Genomic DNA, 17,393 nt, shown 5'->3' with positions numbered 1-17,393 from the left:
GCAGGTTCGCCATGCGGTGAGACAGTGATGCAGATCACTCGGCTCGCCCGTCACAGGCGCGAGGTGCGCTGCATCCCGTGTCTGAGCTGATTCCACAACAGGAGGCAGATATGAGGGTCGTGGTGGTGGGCGCCGGCTACGCAGGGACGATCGCGGCGAATCGGCTGGCCAAGAAGGTGAAGGCAGCGGAGATCACGGTGATCAATCCCCGTCCGGACTTCGTCGAGCGGGTGCGGCTGCACGAGCAGATCGCGGGGACCGGCACCGCGAGGACCCCGCTGACGTCGATGCTGCGCGAAGGGGTCGTAACGCGGTTGGACACCGTCGACAAGATCAGCGACGGCGAGGTCGCTCTGGGCGACGGATCGCGCCTCGACTTCGAGTACCTGTTCCTCGCGGTGGGCAGCACCGTCGTACCGCTGCCGGGCACCGTCCCGGTGGGGATCTGGGAGGGCGCGGAGCGGGCACGGGCCGCGCTGGCAAGGCTGTCCGGCGGGAGTACGGTCACCGTCATCGGCGGCGGACTGACGGGCATCGAGACGGCAGCCGAAGTCGCCTACGGTCGCCCCGACCTGCGCGTGCGGCTCGTGGGGCAAACGATCGCCGCGAGCCTGTCGGTGGGGGCGCAGAAGCGTGTGCACACCGGCCTGGAGCGCTTGAACGTGGAGATCGTGGAGGGGGCCGTCGCACAGATCGTCCCAGGCGCCGGGGAGGGAGGAGGCGACACGGTGTGTCTCCAGTCGGGCCCGCGGTTCACCTCCGACCTCACCCTCTGGGCGATCATCGGGGCCGTGCCCGACCTGGCCGCCCGCAGCGGGCTGGAGGTGGATGCCGACGGGCGTGCCGTGGTCGACGAGTATCTGCGCAGCGTGAACGACCCGCGGATCTTTGTCGTCGGTGACTGCGCGGCGGTTCCCGGCGCACGAGCGGCCTGCGCGACGGCCATGCCGCAAGGCGCGCACGCAGCGGATACGCTGGCGCGGATGATCGAAGGCCGTACGCCCCAGCCCTACTCCATGGGGTACACCGGACAGGGGGTGAGCCTGGGCCGGCGCGACGGGCTGCTCCAGACCGCCCGCAGGGACGACAGCGTGCGGCGGCTCTACTTCGCCGGGCGCACCGCCGCTGTCGGTAAGGAACGAATCTGCCGCTACGCGAAGTTCGGCGCCCGCACTGCCAGCTACGCCTGGTTGCCGGGGCCGAAGTGAGCGAACAGCCGAACACCGAGGACGAGTTCACCGAGCACCGGGCCCTGCTGTTCTCGATCGCCTACGAGATCCTCGGATCGGTGGCCGACGCGGAGGACGTGCTACAGGACACGTACCTGCGGTGGCGGTCGGCGAGCCACGCCTCGGTGGCGAACCCGCGGGCCTATCTCGCGAAGATCGTCACCCGGCAGGCGCTCGGCGTCCTGCGGTCGGCCGTCCGCCGCCGGGAGCAGTACGTGGGGCCTTGGCTGCCCGAGCCGTTGGTGACCGACGCTGTCGGCGACGCACCCGACGGCCTCGGCCATGTGCTCACCGGCGAGGCCGTCACCACTGCGATGCTGCTGGTGCTGGACACCCTCACCCCGACCCAGCGCGCGGTCTTCGTATTGCGGGAGGTGTTCGCCTTCGATTACCCGGAGATCGCCGCCGCGGTGGGAAAGTCCGAGGCGGCAGTGAGGCAGTTGAACCAACGCGCCCGCAACAGCGTGCGCGCGAAGCGGCACACCGCGGTCGCCACCCCCGCGCAGGCACGACCGATCGCCGAACGTTTCTTGACGGCGGCCGCCACCGGCGACGTCCAAGGCCTGATGGATGTTCTTGCACCCGACGTGGTGTTCCTGGGCGACGGCGGCGGGGTCGTGACCACGGCGCTGCGTCCCGTGGTCGGGCCTGACAAGGTGGCCAGGCTGCTCCTCGGCCTCCTGGCAAAGGGCGCTCGCATGGGCGAACTCGACATCCGTCTCGGCACCTACAACGGGATGCACTCCGTCGCGGTCCTCATCGACGGCGTACTCGATCAGGTTTCCTCGATCGAGGTCCGCGGCAGTGCTGTGACGGCCGTCTACTGCGTCCGCAATCCGGAGAAGCTCACCGCCGTCAAGATCTGAACCGCGCGTCGGGGACGTGTCCGGTCGGATGAGTCAGGTCGCCAGGTCCAGGCCACTGCTCCTGGTTGGCGACCCCTGCGGAACCGCCGGCCGAAGGGCTGATCAACGCCGTTTGCGGCTGGCGACATGGTTCTTACGGCACCCCCTTCCTCCCCCCTACTCGGCGCGCCCGCCTCGATCGAGCCGTCCCTCTGCACGTGGGCGAACCAGGCCACACCGCAGTCCAATCCGCTGCTCTCGGCGATGGTGCCGGCGGGCCAGAACCCGAGCCGCCATCTCCGGGAGCCGGCCCTGATCTCCATGCGGTGTCGAGGTCGCGGATGATGTCAGCGTCTGCGACCGGTCCACGGTCTCTCCCTTCGCCCGTGGTCGGGCCGCCGCGCGTCGGCCTCGGCGAAGGACCACGCACCCCGGCACCCTGCCCGAACCATCAGTGAGAACGCCTGACGTGGTTCCGGCAACGCCGGTGCAGGCCAGTCACCTCGTACCGCCCGAAGTGTCGGGACCTGATGGCAGACCGGACGCCGTCCCCGAAATCCTTCACGCTCTCCAGGCGTTCACCGCCGTCGGTCACAGGGCAGTGGCGGCGCGGACCAGCCCCGCGACCGCCGTTGAGCGGCTGTGTGGGGGCCAGGCGATGACCGTGGTGACGCGGGGGGCGTCGAGGACCGGTACGGCGGTGAGGCCCTCACGCAGGCCGGTGCGGCCCGACTCCGGCACGACCGCGCAGGCGCGGCCGAGGGCGATGAGCTGGGTGAGTTGCGTGTGGTCGCGCACTTGCGGTCCGGGGCCGTCCGGGAAGGTGCCGTCAGGGCGGGGCCAGCAGGGCAGGGGCAGGTCGGGAAGGTCGGTGACCTCGGCGAGCCGCACCTGGGGGCGGGCGCTGAGAGGGTGGCCCGCCGGGAGGATCGCGACCTGACCCTCGGAGTGCAGGTCCTCGGTGTCGAAGCCGGCAGTGTCGTCGAATGGCCGATGCAGCAGGGCTACGTCGGCCCGGCCGTCGTGCAGCAACCGTGCCTGCTCGCCCGGTCCGCACAGCACGACGTCCACGGCGACGGCGCCGGGCTCGGCGGCGTAGGCGTCGAGGAGTTTCGCCAGCAGTTCACCGGAGGCGCCTGCCTTCGCGGCCAGGACCACGGCCGGGCGGCCGGTCGCCGCGAGGGCGGCCCGGCGGGTGCGCCGTTCGGCGGCCTCGACGGCGTCCAGCGCCGCCCGCGCCTCCCGCAGCAGCACCGCCCCTGGCCCGGTCAGGGCGACACCCCGGCTGCCGCGCTCCAGCAGGAGGGTGCCCAGGCGCCGTTCGAGCCCGCCGATCGCCCGCGACAGCGGGGGTTGGGCGATTCCGAGCCGCTGCGCGGCCCGGCCGAAGTGCAACTCTTCGGCGACCGCGACGAAGTACCGCAGCTCACGTGTCTCCACCCCGCCAGCCTAACCGGGACGGCCAGGAGCGATACCCGGGCGGTATCGCCGTCCACCCAGTCGGTCTTGGACGCCCTGCCCGGCGGGGGAGAAGTATCGATGTCATGAGTGAGACGAACACCGTGAACCACCACAAGGTCGCGCTGGTGACCGGGGCCAACAAGGGCATCGGGTACGAGATCGCCGCCGGGCTCGGCGCCCTCGGCTGGTCCGTCGGAATCGGCGCGCGGAACGAGGAGCGGCGCGTGGCCGCTGTGGACAAGCTGCGAGCGGCCGGAGCCGACGCGTTCGGCGTGCCGCTGGATGTGACCGACGACGCCAGCGTGACAGCGGCGGCTCGGCTGATGGAGGAGCGGGCCGGGCGGCTCGACGCGCTGGTCAACAACGCGGGGATCACCGGTGGCGGACCGCAGGAGCCCACCACGGTCGACGTGCACCGGGTACGGGCGGCCGTGGAGACCAACGTGATCGGCGTCATCCGCGTCACCAACGCCCTGCTCCCTCTGCTGCGCCGCTCGCCGTCGCCGCGGATTGTGAACGTCTCCAGCAGCGTCGGCTCCCTCACACTCCAGACCACGCCTGGCGCCGAGATGGGCCCCATCTCCATCGCCTACGCTCCGTCGAAGACGTTCCTCAACGCCGTCACCGTGCAGTACGCCAGGGAACTGGCCGACACCCACGTCCTGATCAACGCCGTCTGCCCCGGCTTCACGGCGACCGACCTCAACGGCTTCCGGGGAGTGCGCACCCCCCAGCAGGGCGCAGCCGCCGCGATCCGGCTGGCCACCGTGTCGGACGACGGGCCGACGGGCCGCTTCTTCGACGACGAGGGAGAGGTGCCCTGGTGACGCGCTTCCGGTTCGCGTCACCCCCGGGAGATGGCGCATGCGCGCCCTCGTGACCGGCGCCGTCACGCTGTGTCGGTACGGTCGTCAAGCCCGAGCCGCGGGCGGACCACGAGGTGAGGGATCGAAAGGCACCGAGCCTCTGTGACAAGTGGTGCTGTGACCGCGAAGGTTCGCCGGGGCGGTGGTCGGGTCGGTTGGGTGTGCGGTGATGTCCGATCCGACCGCTGGAGGCGCGGTGGCCGAGCCTGTCCGTGTGCGCGGACTGACCGACCAGGAGGGGCACAAACTGCAGCAGGTCGTGCACCGAGGCGGCACCATTTAGGTGCGCTATCGGCGCGCGATGATGCTGCCGGCCTCGGCCGGCGGAAACCAGGTCCGGTGATCGCCCAGCTGGTGCAGGCGGCGAGGACACCGTCCGGGACTTCATCCACCGGTTCAACGAGATCGGCCTGGCCTGTCTGGACCCCAAGTACGTTTGCCGGCGCACTGGAGTTCGCCCACGATGCCGCGGGCCGTGAGACACGGCGCAGCCTCGGTACGGAGGCGACGCTCACCCAGACATGGACCGCGACGGGTCTGTTGACCGCGCAGATCCTTACTTCCGCCTCCCCAACTCCCTCCTTCAGCACCGGACGTACGCGCACCGGGCAGACGGCTACCTCACCGAGATCCGGGAACTGACGTCGGGCACCCGTCGTTTCGACCTGGATGGCATGGGCCACGTCACTCGAACGCGCGCGCACGGCTGGAGCCAGACCTACGCGTATGCTCCGGCCGGCTACCTGACACATGCCACGTTGCCCGCCGGGTCGCCGACGACGGCTCCGTGGCCGACCGTACAGACTCCGTCTGGGGCGCACTGTGCCTGGCCGTGCAGACCACTTCCGACGGCTGGGTCACCACCTGGGACTACACGCCGGACAGCCCTCGCCCGATCGCCCGGACGAGCCGCAAGGCAACTGCGGCAGCAAGCGGAGAGCTGGCCTGGCAGCTCCGTACCGGCCTGTGGGGCACCCGCGTCCCGGCCCTGGACGAGGCCGTGCCCGCCATGGAGCCGCCGGTCGACTGCCCGCTGCGGTTCCCGGGACAGCACGCCGATCCTGAGACTGGTCTGCACTACAACGTGCACCGATACTACGACCCAGAAGCCGCGTGATACATCAGCGCAGATCCACTGGGCCTCCTCCCAGCACCGGATCACCACGCTTATGTACCGAATCCGCTGGACTTCGGGAACGGGTAAACAGGAGTGGACATGGGAATCCACGTCTACGATAAGGCGAACCATGAGGTGGGCCTGTTGAATAGTCAGGGATGGTTCAATAAACGTCCACATCGACAACTCCACCCGCGCTCACCTGCGCACCGTCGAACACGACGACACCGCTGGCGCCGGCCACCTCACCTGGAGCCACTACAAGGACACGTCTGACAAGGCACTGTTCCCACCGCACCGGCCGATGCAGCCCTGGCCCTCCTGCCGACCCTCGACGACACCAACTACCGCTGGGTCTGACCCGCCGTGGACCACGACGGAGTCCGTCCCGACGATGTCTTTGTGAAACCATCAATTACAGTAGATACCTGCTCGCGTAGGTGAGGGAAAGGTCACCCGTGCGGGCGTCGAAGCAGGCCCTCCTCAGCGCTGTCACCGGCCGTCGATAACGTGACCGCCGTGATGGTGGGTACTGAAGAAACCCGGCTGGTCGTGGTCCGCGGCAACAGCGCCTCCGGGAAGTCGTCCGTCGCTGCGGGCCTGCGCGAGCGGTTCGGCCGCGGCCTGGCCCTGGTCGGCCAGGACAACCTCCGCCGCATCGTGCTCCGAGAGCGCGACCGGCCGGGAGCGGCGAACATCGGCCTGATCGACCTGACCGCCCGCTACGCCCTGGACGCGGGATTCCACGTCGTGGTCGAAGGCATCCTCTACGCCGGCCGCTACGGCGACATGCTGGCCCAGCTGCGTGCCGACCATCGCGGCCCGACCCACGGCTACTACCTGGACGTGCCGTTCGGCGAAACCCTCGCCCGGCACGCCACCAAGCCGATCGCCGACGACGTCAGCGAGACACAGCTGCGCGACTGGTACCGGGCGCGCGATCTGCTGCCCGGCGGCATCGAGACCGTCATCGGCGCCGACAGCGCCCTGCACGAAACCGTCGACCGCATCATGAACGACACCGGCCTGGCCCACCTGCCCGCCGTGGACCGCTGAGTCGCGCCGGCCCCCGCCCCGACCATGAGGCCGACCACGCCTCCCGCCGGGCGCGCCCAGCCCGACCACGGCTGGTCAGCACAGGCGCGGGGTACAGACCCGCGCCGTCGTGTGCGGCAGCCACGTCATGTCTGCCGAGGCACGGGCACGGTCCAGGGGAGTCGCTGGCCGGGGTCGTGGACGGGGCGGCACACGGGTGCGGAGGGGCCGTGGTGGCCGCGCGTAGGGCGTGGATCCGGTTCTCGACACCGGCCGCTCCGGTGCCGTCGAGGACGAACAGGACGCGGGGGAAGAGTTGGTAGCGCGGCCACCACTCCTCCGGGCCCGGTTCCTGGAGGGGCGGCCGGCGTCCCGGGACCGCGGGTACGTAGCGGTCTAGGTGCTCGTATGCGGGCAGCTTGGCGGCGAGGCGTTCGGGGCCCATGGTGGCCTGGTGGACTTCGACGAACGCCCGGAGCATCGACCAGTCGTCGCTGTCGGCGGGGCGCGCCGGTAGTACAGGAGCGTGTCGGGGAAGACGGCCTCGCCGTTCCCGACGGGGTGGTGGACTTCGGGGATCCGGTCCAGCGGCTGGCACAGCTCGCCGCGGCGGCGGGCGTCCTAGAGGAAGGTGAGCGCATGCCCACCCGCTATTACGCACCAACTCGTCAGGGCGTGTCCGGTGGGGCGGGCGGACTGAGCGTTCCGCATTCGGGACTGTAGGGCGGCATCCGCCGGATGGGGGAGGCGGATGCGACCTGAGCGTGATGTACGTGGCGGGGTTGACGATGAGGGTGGGGTTCCTGAACAGGGATGGAAGGAACAGGGAGCCACAGTGGATCAATTCGACCGGGCCGGGCGGTGGGCGGCGTATGGGGCGACTGGGGCGATGGCGCCCTACGCGTTGATCAAGGTCTCATGGGTGGTTGGCGCGCTAGCGGGGCTGCTGCCGATCGGTGACGGGTTCGGCCTGGCCGGGTGGGTGGTGCTCAATACCGTGACCATCGGCATGGCGGGCATGGGGATCACCATGGCTCTCGCCCTGGTGCGGCCCTGGGGCATGCGGATACCAGGGTCGCTGGTGGCGTTTGTCGCCTGGGTGGGCACGGGGTTCCTTGTCTCCATGCTGCCCTATGCCGTATTGGACTCACTGTGGGGAATGTCGGGAGGTGAGCCGCAGCGCCAGGAAGCCGACGGTCCGTCCATGCCGGGCTGGGAGGCCGCGCTGATCCAGATCAGCTTTGTGGGGATGGGACTGGGTCTGGCCATCGCCCTGCCCGCCTATCTTCGGCGGCGCTGGCCGGACGTGTTCACCGGCCGGATCGGTGATGACAGCGGGAACCGTCCGAGCCCTGTGCTGTGGGCGGTTGGTATCGGGGCGGCGATAGGCATGGTCTGGCTCTACTGGGCCTTCGGCGGCGCGGCTGGTGTCGCGCATCCGGCACACCGCAGCGCCAACTGGCGCCTACTGATGGGCGAATGCGGGCTATGGGCGCTCACGGCCTCCGCTGCCACGTGGGCAGTCAGCCGCGGTCGGCCCGCCCGGCTTCCTCGCTGGATTCCCCTGGTGCTGGGCTGGCTGGGGACGGGCTCGCTCTTCGCATGGAGCGGCTGGAAGCTCGCGGTCACGTTGTATCTGCAGATGGCACGTCCCGCCGATGTCTCGCTGCCGGACAACCTTGCCCTCGCGGCCGTGCTACACACCGCCGCCGCGACGGCGGGCGCGGCCATGCTGTCGGCGTTCATACGCACCCACCGGCGTAGTACGCCACCCGACGTCGCCAAAGCCTCCTGATGACCATCAGGCTCCCCGGCGTACCGCGCTCAGGCCGTGGAAGAGGTAACGGGCTGGTCCGCGATTGATTTTGTACGCAGGTCGCGACAGCAGCTGACATCTCGTCGAGTAGCACCCTGGTCCGCGGCAGAGTCGACGCACGAGCACGGATGGCACCCAAGCCAGGCCGGACGAGGCGACGAGGCCGCGCAGCGAGTTGCCGGCGTGGCGGCCACCCTGGCGGTCGCAGACCTGGACGCAGCGGTGAAGGAAGCGGTGGCGGCAGGCCAGGGCCGGGCCGAAGTACGAACTGGTCTTCACCGACCGGGTATTGGCAACCCTGGTCCATCTGCGTACCGGGCTGACCCACGAGGCACGGGCAGTGATCTACGAGGTGGGGTCCTCCACCATCGGCCGTGCAATCAGGGAGATCCGCCCGCTGCTTGCCGAGCGCGCATTCGCGGTACCCGACCGGCCCGGCCTGCGGCTGCGGACCCTGGAGGAGGTGTTCGCCTACGCCGCGGCCGAGAACATCACACTGCGGATCGACGGCGCCGAGGCCCAGGTCCGCCGGTCCAAGGCGTACTGCCCCGGCCGACGGCCTTCATCTCCGGCAAACGTAAGAAAAACAGCCGAGCAGTTTCGCCGGCACCCCACCGTCGAAGCCGAGGTAGACGAGGGCTACCGGGGCCTGGCCAACGAGTTCCCCGACCAGATCGGCGCCCCACCGAGGAAACCGAAGGACATCGACAACGCGCCGCTGACCCTAGGGTCTACCCGTGCCGCGGCAGCAAGGGCGGCTGACGTGTCGCCTTCCACAAGACGATCTACAAGCGCAGGAACGATGTTGAGCGGACGATCAACACCCTCACGAACTTCCGAGTCGTCGCGACGAGGTTCGACAAACGCGCCCACCCTTTCCACGGCACCGTCACCGTCGCCTCGATCAGACTCTGGCTCCGCCCATGCCCTGCCGGACAGGGCCTAAAGCAGACTGAGCGCCTGCATCGCATCGTGTTCGATGCGCGAGAGCTCGTGGAGGATCGAGCCGGCCTGCGTGAGGTTCTTCGCGTCGCCGGATTCGCCTGCTGCCGCGATGAGCGCGGCCACCTGTGTCCAGAGGGCGGCGGCCTCGGTATACAGGCTGTGGCCGGTGCGCAGGTGGCTGCTGCCGATCAGCTGGGCGCACTCTGCGAGGAAGTCCCGGTAGAGATTGCGGAACAGGGCACCGCCGGTGCCAGCCCTCTCCATGAGGACGGCGGCCCGTGGCAGGTCTTCCCGCGGATTGCCGCTGCGCTGCAGCCACTTCGGCACTTGCTTGGCGGTCTTCTCGATGCCCCGGTGGCCCAGGTTCGCGATGGGCGGGTTCAAGAAGGCGCCGGCGCAGGTCTTGATCGCGGGGATGATCCGGTCCTGCGGTGACTTCAGGCTACTGGGCACTGTGATGGTGAAGGAGCGGTGCTTGGCGGTCATGGGGCCGCGCTCGGCCCTGGCCCTGCCCAGGCTGGCGAGACTGGTGGTGACAGCTCCGCCCTGCGGGTCGGTGTCCACCAGGTAGGCGTCCTGTTCGTCGTAGCCGTACATGGCCACGACGTGGCCGCCGAAGTGCACCTTGCTGCTGAAGTAGTCCAGGTGGTAGCTGTCGAGCTGAAGGCCAACCGGCCGGCCGACGTCGATGGGTGCTGCTACGTTCTGCCAAGCCTTGCGCGGGGAGGTGGTCTCCTCGATCACCAGCTCAAGCCCGAGTATGGCAGCCAGGTTCCTGGTGAGCTCGAACGGCTTGACGCGACCTCCCAGGAAGGGGAAGCCCATGCCTTTGCTGTCCCAGTAGATGAAGGACAGCCCGGAGCCGAGCCCGAACAGCATGGGCTCAGACAGGTCGAGTCCCTCGTGCCGCAGCAGCACGCCCAGCGCCGTCGTCTCGCAGTGCTGCATACCGCGGGTCTCGATGTCTGTCACCATGGGCATGCGCTCATTCTCCTCCCTCACCTGACGAATGCGCCGTGGACCACCGCGACCCAGGTACGATCCATCGGACAGGCCCTGGGTAGACGGCGACTTGGGCGTTCTCGAAACACCCGGCGGTGTCGATGTGTTGGTGCTGGCCGCCGACGGTGTGCATCCCGTACCCGGTCGGCATCCCCCTCGGCCCGGCTGAGCAGGTGCTGCATGCCGTCCGGAAGGGGGACCAACCGTCGTAATTCTGCGGCGGGGTCGACCCGGGGCAATCGGCCCGCGATCCGGTCCATCAGGGCCTCGAACGACTCCTGCCAGTGGGCGGCGTCTGCGCTATCGCCTGCTGCCACCGCCTGATCGTTCGTCCTCACGCACCGCTTGCGCTCGCCGCCGACCAGGGTCGTCTCGACAACCAGAGCCCACGTCGTCATGTCCTGCGCCCCGTCCGTGTTCGCAGTGCTGCCTACAGTAGAAGACGCGGCGAGGCCCCCGGTACCCAGTCGGCACCCCCCGTGTACTCGGATGGAGCTGAGTATGTGCGCTCTGGTGGGCGGAGGGCGCCGGTCGCGACGCTGGGCGCATGCGTCAAGGACTACTGAAATCCGTTCCCCAGCTCCTCTCGATCCCCGTGCTGGCGGGGGTGTCACTGGTGGCGTGGGCTGTGTGGCTGGGCTGGGACCAGCACCGGGCCGTCCACCCCGATGGCTCGACGACCGGCCCGTACGAGGCGTGGCAGGTGATCGGACTGGTACTGACTCTGCTGATAGTGGTGTGCTGGGTGGCGTACCGGGGATACATCGCGGGCGGTGTGCTGGGGACGACCGCCGGTGTCACTCTCGCGGCCTATGCGGCCTGGTCCGACGACCCCACCGGACTGTTCGCAGTCGGCGTCGGGTTGGTCATGATCGGCAGCTTTGCCACGACCTCGCTTGTGTCCGTAGTGATCGCCTTCAGGAGACGAGGCCTATGACGTCCTTTCCGTGATCGGTGAGACATACGGATCGGAGGACCTGGGCCCTGTCGGGGCGAGTACTGCAACGGTGCTTGTTCTGAGTGCTGGGCAGTTTTCAGGGGCTGTGCCCGCGTCGTGTGTAGTGGCTGATGCGAGCCTGACGCTGGCGTCGTCGTCGCCGGTGTGACCAGCGCAGGATGTCGTCGGATCTGTAGCATTCCCAGCACCGACGCCATCGCGCACCCCTCGCTCATGGCCCGGCCCTCACTGGCGGGCGGCCAGACCGCCGAGCCGCCGTCGAGGCAATCTTCGACATCCTCATCCGCGGCTGGGAACCGCCCAGTAAGCCGCCTGCCCCGTAGCCCCCACCACGCGTTTCGCCCGCAGCCACCCCTCAGCCCTGCATGCCATGGTCGACGGAGGACTGCTGGTATGGCGGGTCACGCACTACCGAGCCACAGGGCGTGTTCCCATAGGGGCCTTGCCGACGATCAGGCGCCATCACGGCTCAGACCGCCCGAGCAGGCCGGTGCCGTCCAACCCAGCACGTCACGCACCCCGCCTGGCGTGCCAACCCCCTGCGTGCCCACCGCTTCCGGTGCCAGGGCAAGGCCGGTACGTCTGCGGCGGGGAGACCTACCGGCCTGCCGCGCCGTCCGGTACACCGGAGGCCGACGGCCTGACCCTGCCCCCACCGGTCGCCGCGAGCCCGGCGCGGTCCTACGGCGCGGCGGGTGCGGGCCGTTCGCCCGAGCCGCGGACGATCAGGCGGGTGGGGACGGTGACGGTGCGGGCGCGGGAGCGGTCGCCGTCGAGGCGGGACAGGGCGGTGGCGGCGGCTGTCCTGCCGATTTCCTCGGGGTCCTGGGCGACGACGGTCAGGGCCGGTTCGAGGGCCTCGGCGAGCGCCACGTCGTCGAAGGCGACGAAGGCGACGTCCTTCCGTTTGGCGCGGGAGAGTTCGGCGACCATGCCCAGGGCGACCATGTTGTTGCCGGCGAACAGGGCGGTCGGGGGGTCCTCCAGGCCGAGCAGCTGGGCGGTGCCTGCGGCGGCCCCCTGCTGGTCGTGGGCACTGGTGACCAGGGAGCGGTCGTAGGGGAGGCCGGCTTCCTCCAGGGCCGCGCGGTATCCGGCGAGGCGTTCGCGGCGGGTGTACAGCTTGAGGGGCAGGTCGCCGACGAAGCCGATGCGCCGGTGGCCGTGGGCGATGAGATGGGCCACCCCGTCGTGGGCGCCGGCTCGGTTGGAGCTGACGACGCTGTCCGCGGACAGGCCGACGGCCGGACGGTCGATGAAGACCACGGGCAGCCCCGCGGCGCGATGGGTCTTCAGGTGGGAGTGGTCGGCGCCGACGGAGGGCACGACCATCAGGATGCTGACGCGGCGGGCGAGGAACTTGGACGTCAGGTCGCGTTCCCGGTCGGGGTCTTCGCCGGACGAGCCCATCAGCAGGGTCAGGCCCCGGTCGTGGACGGTGGCCTCTATGCCGCCGGCCACAGCTCCGAAGAAGGGGTTGCCGAGGTCGGGGACGACCAGTCCGATGGTGGTGTCCGGGCCACCGACGCGGATGTTGCGTGCCATGAGGTTCGGCTGGAAGCCGAGCCTCGCTACGGCGGTGAGAACCTGTTCCCTGGTCTGCGCGGAGACGGGCCCGTCCTCGTTGAGGACACGGGAGACCGTCTTGGCGCTGACCCCTACCTCTCGGGCGACGTCGGCCAGGGTGGGGCGGCGGCTCGCTGCCATGGAGAAAACCGTCTCCTGGGGCGCTCCCGGATTCCGGCCGCGGCCTCGGCCGGAACATGCGAGAGCTGATCGTGCGGTCAGGTGGCCTGGACTCCTGCGGCCTTCGCCGCCTGGGAGTCCGCTACGACAGTACCTCCGGCCTCGTCCAGGGTGAGCGCCCCGGTCATGATGGCGACGACCTCTGCCATGGAGTAGTCGGAGGGCTTGATCAGGGCGGCGCGCCGGCCCAGCCGGTGGACGTGGATCCGGTCGGCGATCTCGAAGACGTGCGGCATGTTGTGGCTGATGAGGACCACCGGCATGCCCTTGTCGCGGACGCGGCGGATGAGGTCCAGGACCTGCCCGGACTCCTTGACGCCGAGGGCGGCCGTGGGCTCGTCCATGACCACGACGCTGCGGGCCCAGGCGACGGAACGAGCCACCGCCACGGCCTGCCGCTGACCACCGGAGAGCGTCTCGACCGACTGCGTGAGCGAGCGCAGCCCGATCTTCAGGTCGGCCATGTGCTCGGCGGCCTCCTGCCGCATGCGCTTCTTGTCGAGCATGCGGAAGACACTTCCGAGGACACCGGGGCGGCGCAGCTCCCGGCCGAGGAACATGTTCGAGGCGATGTCCATGGAGGCGGCCACCGCGAGGTCCTGGTACACCGTCTCGATGCCGTGGGCGCGGGCGCTCTGCGGGCCGGAGAAGGCGATGGGTTCGCCGTTCAGGCGTATCTCGCCCGCGTCGGGAACCAGGGCGCCGGTCAGCGCCTTGATGAGGCTGGTCTTGCCGGCTCCGTTGTCGCCGATGACGGCGAGGACCTCACCGGGCAGGAGGTCGAAGTCGGCGCCGTCGATGGCGGTGACATGGCCGTAGCGCTTGACCAGACCGCGGGCCTGCAGGACAGGGGTGGGGGAGGTGGTGGCGGTCATCGGGCCTTCTTCCGGGAGATCTGGTCGACGGTCACCGCGAGGATCACCAGGACGCCGGTGATCAGGGTCTGGTAGATGGAGGCGACGCCCATCAGCTGCAGGCCGTTGCGGAACACACCGACGATGAGGACGCCGATGAAGGTGCCGAGGACCGAGCCGCGTCCGCCGAAGAGGCTGGTCCCGCCCAGGACCACGGCGGTGATGCTGTCGAGGTTGTCGGTCTGCCCCGCCTGCGGGTCGCCGACTCCGGTGCGGGAGATGAGCAGCAGTGCGGCGATGCCGTAGAGCAGGCCGGCCACGGTGTAGATACCGATGGTCAGGCGGGAGGTGCGGATGCCGTTGAGCCGCGCCGCCTCCTGGCTGTTGCCGAGGGCGTAGACGTGCCGGCCCCAGCCGGTGCTGCTCAGCGCGTACGCGAGGAGGAGGAACAGGGCGACGGTGACCAGCGAGCCGTAGGTGATGTCGGTGCGGCCGAGCGGGAAGGTCTGCCCGAGGGCCGTCAGCGGGCCGGGCAGGCCGGTGACGGTCTGCTCCTTGGAGTAGATGTGCGTGAGCGCGAACGCGACGTTGAGCATGCCGAGGGTGACGATGAACGGCGGCAACGGGATCTTCTGCACCAGCAGCCCGTTGAGCAGGCCGAAGCCGCCGCAGACGACCAGGCCCAGCGCGATGGCGAGGAGCGGTGGCAGGGTCCCCTCGGCCGCCATCTTGGCCATCATGATGCTGCCGAACGCCATCACGGCACCGCACGACAGATCGATGCCGGCGGTGAGGATGATCAGGGTCTGGCCGATGGCGAGTGTGCCGACGACCATGACCTGCTGCACGATCAGGGAGAAGTTCCCGCCGGTGAGGAACTGGTCGGTGGAGAGGGAGAAGTAGACACAGGCCAGAAGGAGGGCGGCCAGCGGGCCGGTGGTCGGTGCCGTGAGCAGTCTGCGGGCCGTCGTCGGTGCCTTGAGCTCTGCGTACGGCGTCGTCGTGGCTGTCATGCGAAGTCCTTGTCGGAAGACAGATGTCCCTTGTGATCGGGACAAGGGGGCGGCCGTCCCTGGTCGGGGAGGTACGGGGCCGGCCGCCCGCTCAGGGGAGAGGCGGCGGAAGTACGGTCCTCGGGGGCGGCTCAGCCCCAGCAGTTCTGCAGGCCGTAGCCGGTGTCCTTGGACGTGACGCCCGCCTGCGCCTTGTCGGTGATCAGGGTGACGCCGGTGTCGGTGTAACCGGACGCCTTCTTGCCGCTCTTGGCGTACGTCACCACCGCCTTTACGCCCTCGGCGGCCATCTTCAGCGGGTACTGCTGCGAAGTGGCGGCGATCTTGCCGTCCTTCACCGCCTGGGTCCCGGTGCAGCCGCCGTCGACGGAGACGATCAGGACGTCCTTCTCCCGGCCCTTGGCCTTCAGCGCGGTGTACGCGCCCAGGGCGGCCGGCTCGTTGATGGTGTAGACGAGGTTGATGTCGGGCGACTTCTGCAGGCAGTTCTCCATCGCGGTCTGGCCCTTGGCCTGGTCTCCGCCCGTGTCCTGGGCGCAGACGACGTCCTTGTCGGTGGCGCCGAAGCCCTTCAGGAAGCCGTCGTGGCGCTGGACGCCGACGGAGACTCCCGGCGCCAGGTCGAGGGTGGCTATCTTCGCCGTCTTGCCCTTCATCGCGGCCTTGGCGTACCCACCGATCAGCTGGCCGGCCGTGAGGTTGTTCGTGGCGAAGAGGGCGTCGACCGCGCTCTGCGGCTCGGTGGGGGTGTCCAGCGCGATGACCAGGACACCCTTGGCACGGGCCTTCGCGATCGCGGGCACGATCGCCTTGGAGTCACTCGGCGTGATCAGGATGCCCTTGACCCCGGCGGCGACCATGTTCTCGATGGCGGTGACCTGACCGGCGTTGTCCCCGTCGAACTTGCCCGCGGCGGTCATCAGCTGGGCACCATCCGCCTTGGCGGCCTTCTCCGCGCCCTCCTTCATCTTCACGAAGAACGGGTTCGTGTCGGTCTTGGTGATCAGACCGACCTTGACGCCGCCCGAGCCGGACCCGGCGGAGCCCGATCCGGCGCCGGATCCGCAGGCCGTCAGGGTGAGGGCCGCGATGCCCGTGCAGGCGGCGGCTCTGAGGAGGGACGGGGTCAGACGAGTGGTGCGCGACATGAACGACTCCTGCGGGATCACGAGCGGCGCGGTCGGCATCGGAGCATGCCGTCCCCGGAATGTCATCGTTGACTTATGTCATCGTTGACACTGCATGGCGAGGATGATGGACTCCGCGTCCCGGCAACGTCAATGCCTTGCACGGGACACAAGTCCGTAACGTGCCCGGCGGCTGCCCGTTTCGTGCCCGCTTTCGTCCGTACGCTCGCAGAGAAGAGCCGCCCATGAGCCCGCGTCAGACAACCGTCCTGGGAGAGTGCGTCGCCGACGCCTTCACCGAACCCGCCAGCGCCTCGAACGAACTCACGCTGCGGGTGCTGCCCGGCGGCGGACCTGCGAACACGGCCGTGTCCCTGGCCAGGCTCGGCACGTCCGCCCGCTTCCTCGCGCGCCTGTCCGGCGATGTGTTCGGCCGGCTGTTCCGGGCTCACCTGGAGGAATCCGGGGTGGACCTGTCGTACGCCGTCGCAGCCGCCGAGCCCAGCACGCTTGCCGTGGCAGAGCTGGACACCCAGGGGCAGGCCGCGTTCTCCTTCCACGCGCAGAACACGGCCGACTGGCAGTGGACGGCGGAGGAACTGGCAGGGGTGGATCTGTCCGGTACCGCCTGTGTGCACACCGGCTCCCTCGCGCTCGTCCGCGAGCCCGGTGCGGCGGTGGTGGAGGAGTTCCTGGCGGTGGCCTCCGCCCGGGCCACCGTCAGCATCGACCCGAACGTACGGCCGCTACTGGTGCGCCCCGAGGTCTATCGCGCCCGCCTGGCGCACTGGTGCGCCCTCGCCGACATACTGCGCCTGAGCGAGGACGACCTGGAACTGCTCCTGCCCGGAACCTCACCCGAGCGGGCCTGCGACATCTGGCACGCCGCCGGAGCCCGGCTCGTCGTGATCACACGCGGGGCCGACGGCGCCCTGGCCTCCCTCGACGGTGAACGGCTGCACGTGCCGGCAGTTGCGACGCGGGTGGTGGACACGGTCGGGGCGGGGGACTCCTTCACCGCCGGCCTGCTGCACCACCTCGGCACCCGCGGACACCTCGGCGGCCGGCTGACGGGCCTCGATCTCGGCGAGGTGGCACAGGCATGCCGGGTCGCGGCCCTGACCTGCTCGGTCGCCGGTCCCAACCCGCCCTGGCGGAACGAGCTGGACCGGTTGACGGCAGTCGGCGGCCACTGACGCGACCGGGGTCCGCACGGTCAATCCCGCCCGAACTGTTGACGCGTTGACCGCATTGCGCTCATCATCGGGCCACTCGATGTCATCGATGACACAAGTCAACGATGACACCCTTGGTCGACGACCGGACGACGGCGCCGACCGGGGCGCCACCTTCGGTCCGTCCGCGTCAGAGTCGCACTC

Annotated in this window: 14 protein-coding genes and 3 pseudogenes; 11 read left to right on the top strand and 6 right to left on the bottom strand. The window is 69.6% G+C overall.

The window, feature by feature from the left end; all coding sequences use genetic code 11:
- Positions 1 to 110: 110 nt before the first annotated feature.
- On the top strand, positions 111 to 1,208 hold the full coding sequence (locus ABT171_RS28660) for an NAD(P)/FAD-dependent oxidoreductase (RefSeq protein ID WP_351248709.1): 1,098 nt from the start codon (positions 111 to 113) through the stop codon (positions 1,206 to 1,208).
- Positions 1,205 to 2,095: an RNA polymerase sigma-70 factor gene (locus ABT171_RS28655; protein WP_351248707.1), complete on the top strand. Its 891-nt coding sequence runs from the start codon at positions 1,205 to 1,207 to the stop codon at positions 2,093 to 2,095. Before ABT171_RS28660 ends, ABT171_RS28655 begins: the two co-directional genes overlap by 4 nt.
- 570 nt (positions 2,096 to 2,665) lie before the next feature.
- Here the strand turns inward: ABT171_RS28655 and ABT171_RS28650 are convergent.
- The gene (locus ABT171_RS28650; protein ID WP_351248705.1) at positions 2,666 to 3,514 is read right to left on the bottom strand and encodes a LysR family transcriptional regulator; all 849 of its coding nucleotides are present in this window, start codon (positions 3,512 to 3,514) and stop codon (positions 2,666 to 2,668) included.
- Between the two features lie 104 nt (positions 3,515 to 3,618).
- On the opposite strand from ABT171_RS28650, the gene ABT171_RS28645 reads away from it, so the two are divergent.
- From ABT171_RS28645 to ABT171_RS28615, 7 genes and pseudogenes are all read left to right on the top strand, one after another.
- A complete protein-coding gene (locus ABT171_RS28645; RefSeq protein ID WP_351248703.1) occupies positions 3,619 to 4,362 on the top strand; it encodes an SDR family oxidoreductase in 744 nt (247 codons plus the stop codon).
- 235 nt (positions 4,363 to 4,597) lie between these two features.
- Positions 4,598 to 4,877, top strand: a pseudogene (locus tag ABT171_RS28640) (helix-turn-helix domain-containing protein); the annotation flags it as partial.
- A 311-nt stretch (positions 4,878 to 5,188) separates the two neighbouring features.
- Positions 5,189 to 5,518 carry an RHS repeat-associated core domain-containing protein gene (locus ABT171_RS28635; protein ID WP_351248701.1) on the top strand — a complete coding sequence of 110 codons (330 nt, stop codon included), beginning with the start codon at positions 5,189 to 5,191 and terminating at the stop codon, positions 5,516 to 5,518.
- Positions 5,519 to 6,040: 522 nt separating this feature from the next.
- The gene (locus tag ABT171_RS28630) at positions 6,041 to 6,574 is read left to right on the top strand and encodes a P-loop NTPase family protein (protein ID WP_351248760.1); all 534 of its coding nucleotides are present in this window, start codon (positions 6,041 to 6,043) and stop codon (positions 6,572 to 6,574) included.
- Positions 6,575 to 7,388: 814 nt separating this feature from the next.
- A complete protein-coding gene (locus ABT171_RS28625; RefSeq protein WP_351248699.1) occupies positions 7,389 to 8,348 on the top strand; it encodes a hypothetical protein in 960 nt (319 codons plus the stop codon).
- 289 nt (positions 8,349 to 8,637) lie between these two features.
- A pseudogene (locus ABT171_RS41975) lies at positions 8,638 to 8,772 on the top strand (transposase family protein); the annotation flags it as partial.
- A 368-nt stretch (positions 8,773 to 9,140) separates the two neighbouring features.
- Positions 9,141 to 9,290, top strand: a pseudogene (locus ABT171_RS28615) (IS5/IS1182 family transposase); the annotation flags it as partial.
- A 21-nt stretch (positions 9,291 to 9,311) separates the two neighbouring features.
- On the opposite strand, the gene ABT171_RS28610 reads toward ABT171_RS28615, so the two are convergent.
- Positions 9,312 to 10,295 carry a BtrH N-terminal domain-containing protein gene (locus ABT171_RS28610; RefSeq protein WP_351248697.1) on the bottom strand — a complete coding sequence of 328 codons (984 nt, stop codon included), beginning with the start codon at positions 10,293 to 10,295 and terminating at the stop codon, positions 9,312 to 9,314.
- 568 nt (positions 10,296 to 10,863) lie between these two features.
- On the opposite strand from ABT171_RS28610, the gene ABT171_RS28605 reads away from it, so the two are divergent.
- Positions 10,864 to 11,253 (top strand): hypothetical protein, encoded by a 390-nt coding sequence (locus ABT171_RS28605; RefSeq protein WP_351248695.1) that lies wholly within the window; start codon positions 10,864 to 10,866, stop codon positions 11,251 to 11,253.
- A gap of 702 nt (positions 11,254 to 11,955) precedes the next feature.
- On the opposite strand, the gene ABT171_RS28600 is transcribed toward ABT171_RS28605, so the two are convergent.
- The 4 genes from ABT171_RS28600 to ABT171_RS28585 form a co-directional block, all read right to left on the bottom strand.
- The gene (locus ABT171_RS28600; protein ID WP_351248693.1) at positions 11,956 to 12,981 is read right to left on the bottom strand and encodes a LacI family DNA-binding transcriptional regulator; all 1,026 of its coding nucleotides are present in this window, start codon (positions 12,979 to 12,981) and stop codon (positions 11,956 to 11,958) included.
- 77 nt (positions 12,982 to 13,058) lie between these two features.
- A complete protein-coding gene (locus tag ABT171_RS28595) occupies positions 13,059 to 13,895 on the bottom strand; it encodes an ATP-binding cassette domain-containing protein (protein WP_351248691.1) in 837 nt (278 codons plus the stop codon).
- Positions 13,892 to 14,887: an ABC transporter permease gene (locus ABT171_RS28590; protein ID WP_351248689.1), complete on the bottom strand. Its 996-nt coding sequence runs from the start codon at positions 14,885 to 14,887 to the stop codon at positions 13,892 to 13,894. Before ABT171_RS28590 ends, ABT171_RS28595 begins: the two co-directional genes overlap by 4 nt.
- A gap of 131 nt (positions 14,888 to 15,018) precedes the next feature.
- Positions 15,019 to 16,035 carry a sugar ABC transporter substrate-binding protein gene (locus ABT171_RS28585; protein ID WP_351248687.1) on the bottom strand — a complete coding sequence of 339 codons (1,017 nt, stop codon included), beginning with the start codon at positions 16,033 to 16,035 and terminating at the stop codon, positions 15,019 to 15,021.
- A gap of 224 nt (positions 16,036 to 16,259) precedes the next feature.
- On the opposite strand from ABT171_RS28585, the gene ABT171_RS28580 reads away from it, so the two are divergent.
- Entirely contained in the window at positions 16,260 to 17,210 is a 951-nt protein-coding gene (locus ABT171_RS28580; RefSeq protein WP_351248685.1) for a carbohydrate kinase family protein, read from the top strand.
- Positions 17,211 to 17,393: the final 183 nt, after the last annotated feature.

The sequence above is a fragment of the Streptomyces sp. NPDC001851 genome, from assembly GCF_040297165.1.
In the GTDB taxonomy this organism is placed as follows: domain Bacteria; phylum Actinomycetota; class Actinomycetes; order Streptomycetales; family Streptomycetaceae; genus Streptomyces.
This window is presented reverse-complemented; position numbering and strand designations above follow the sequence as displayed.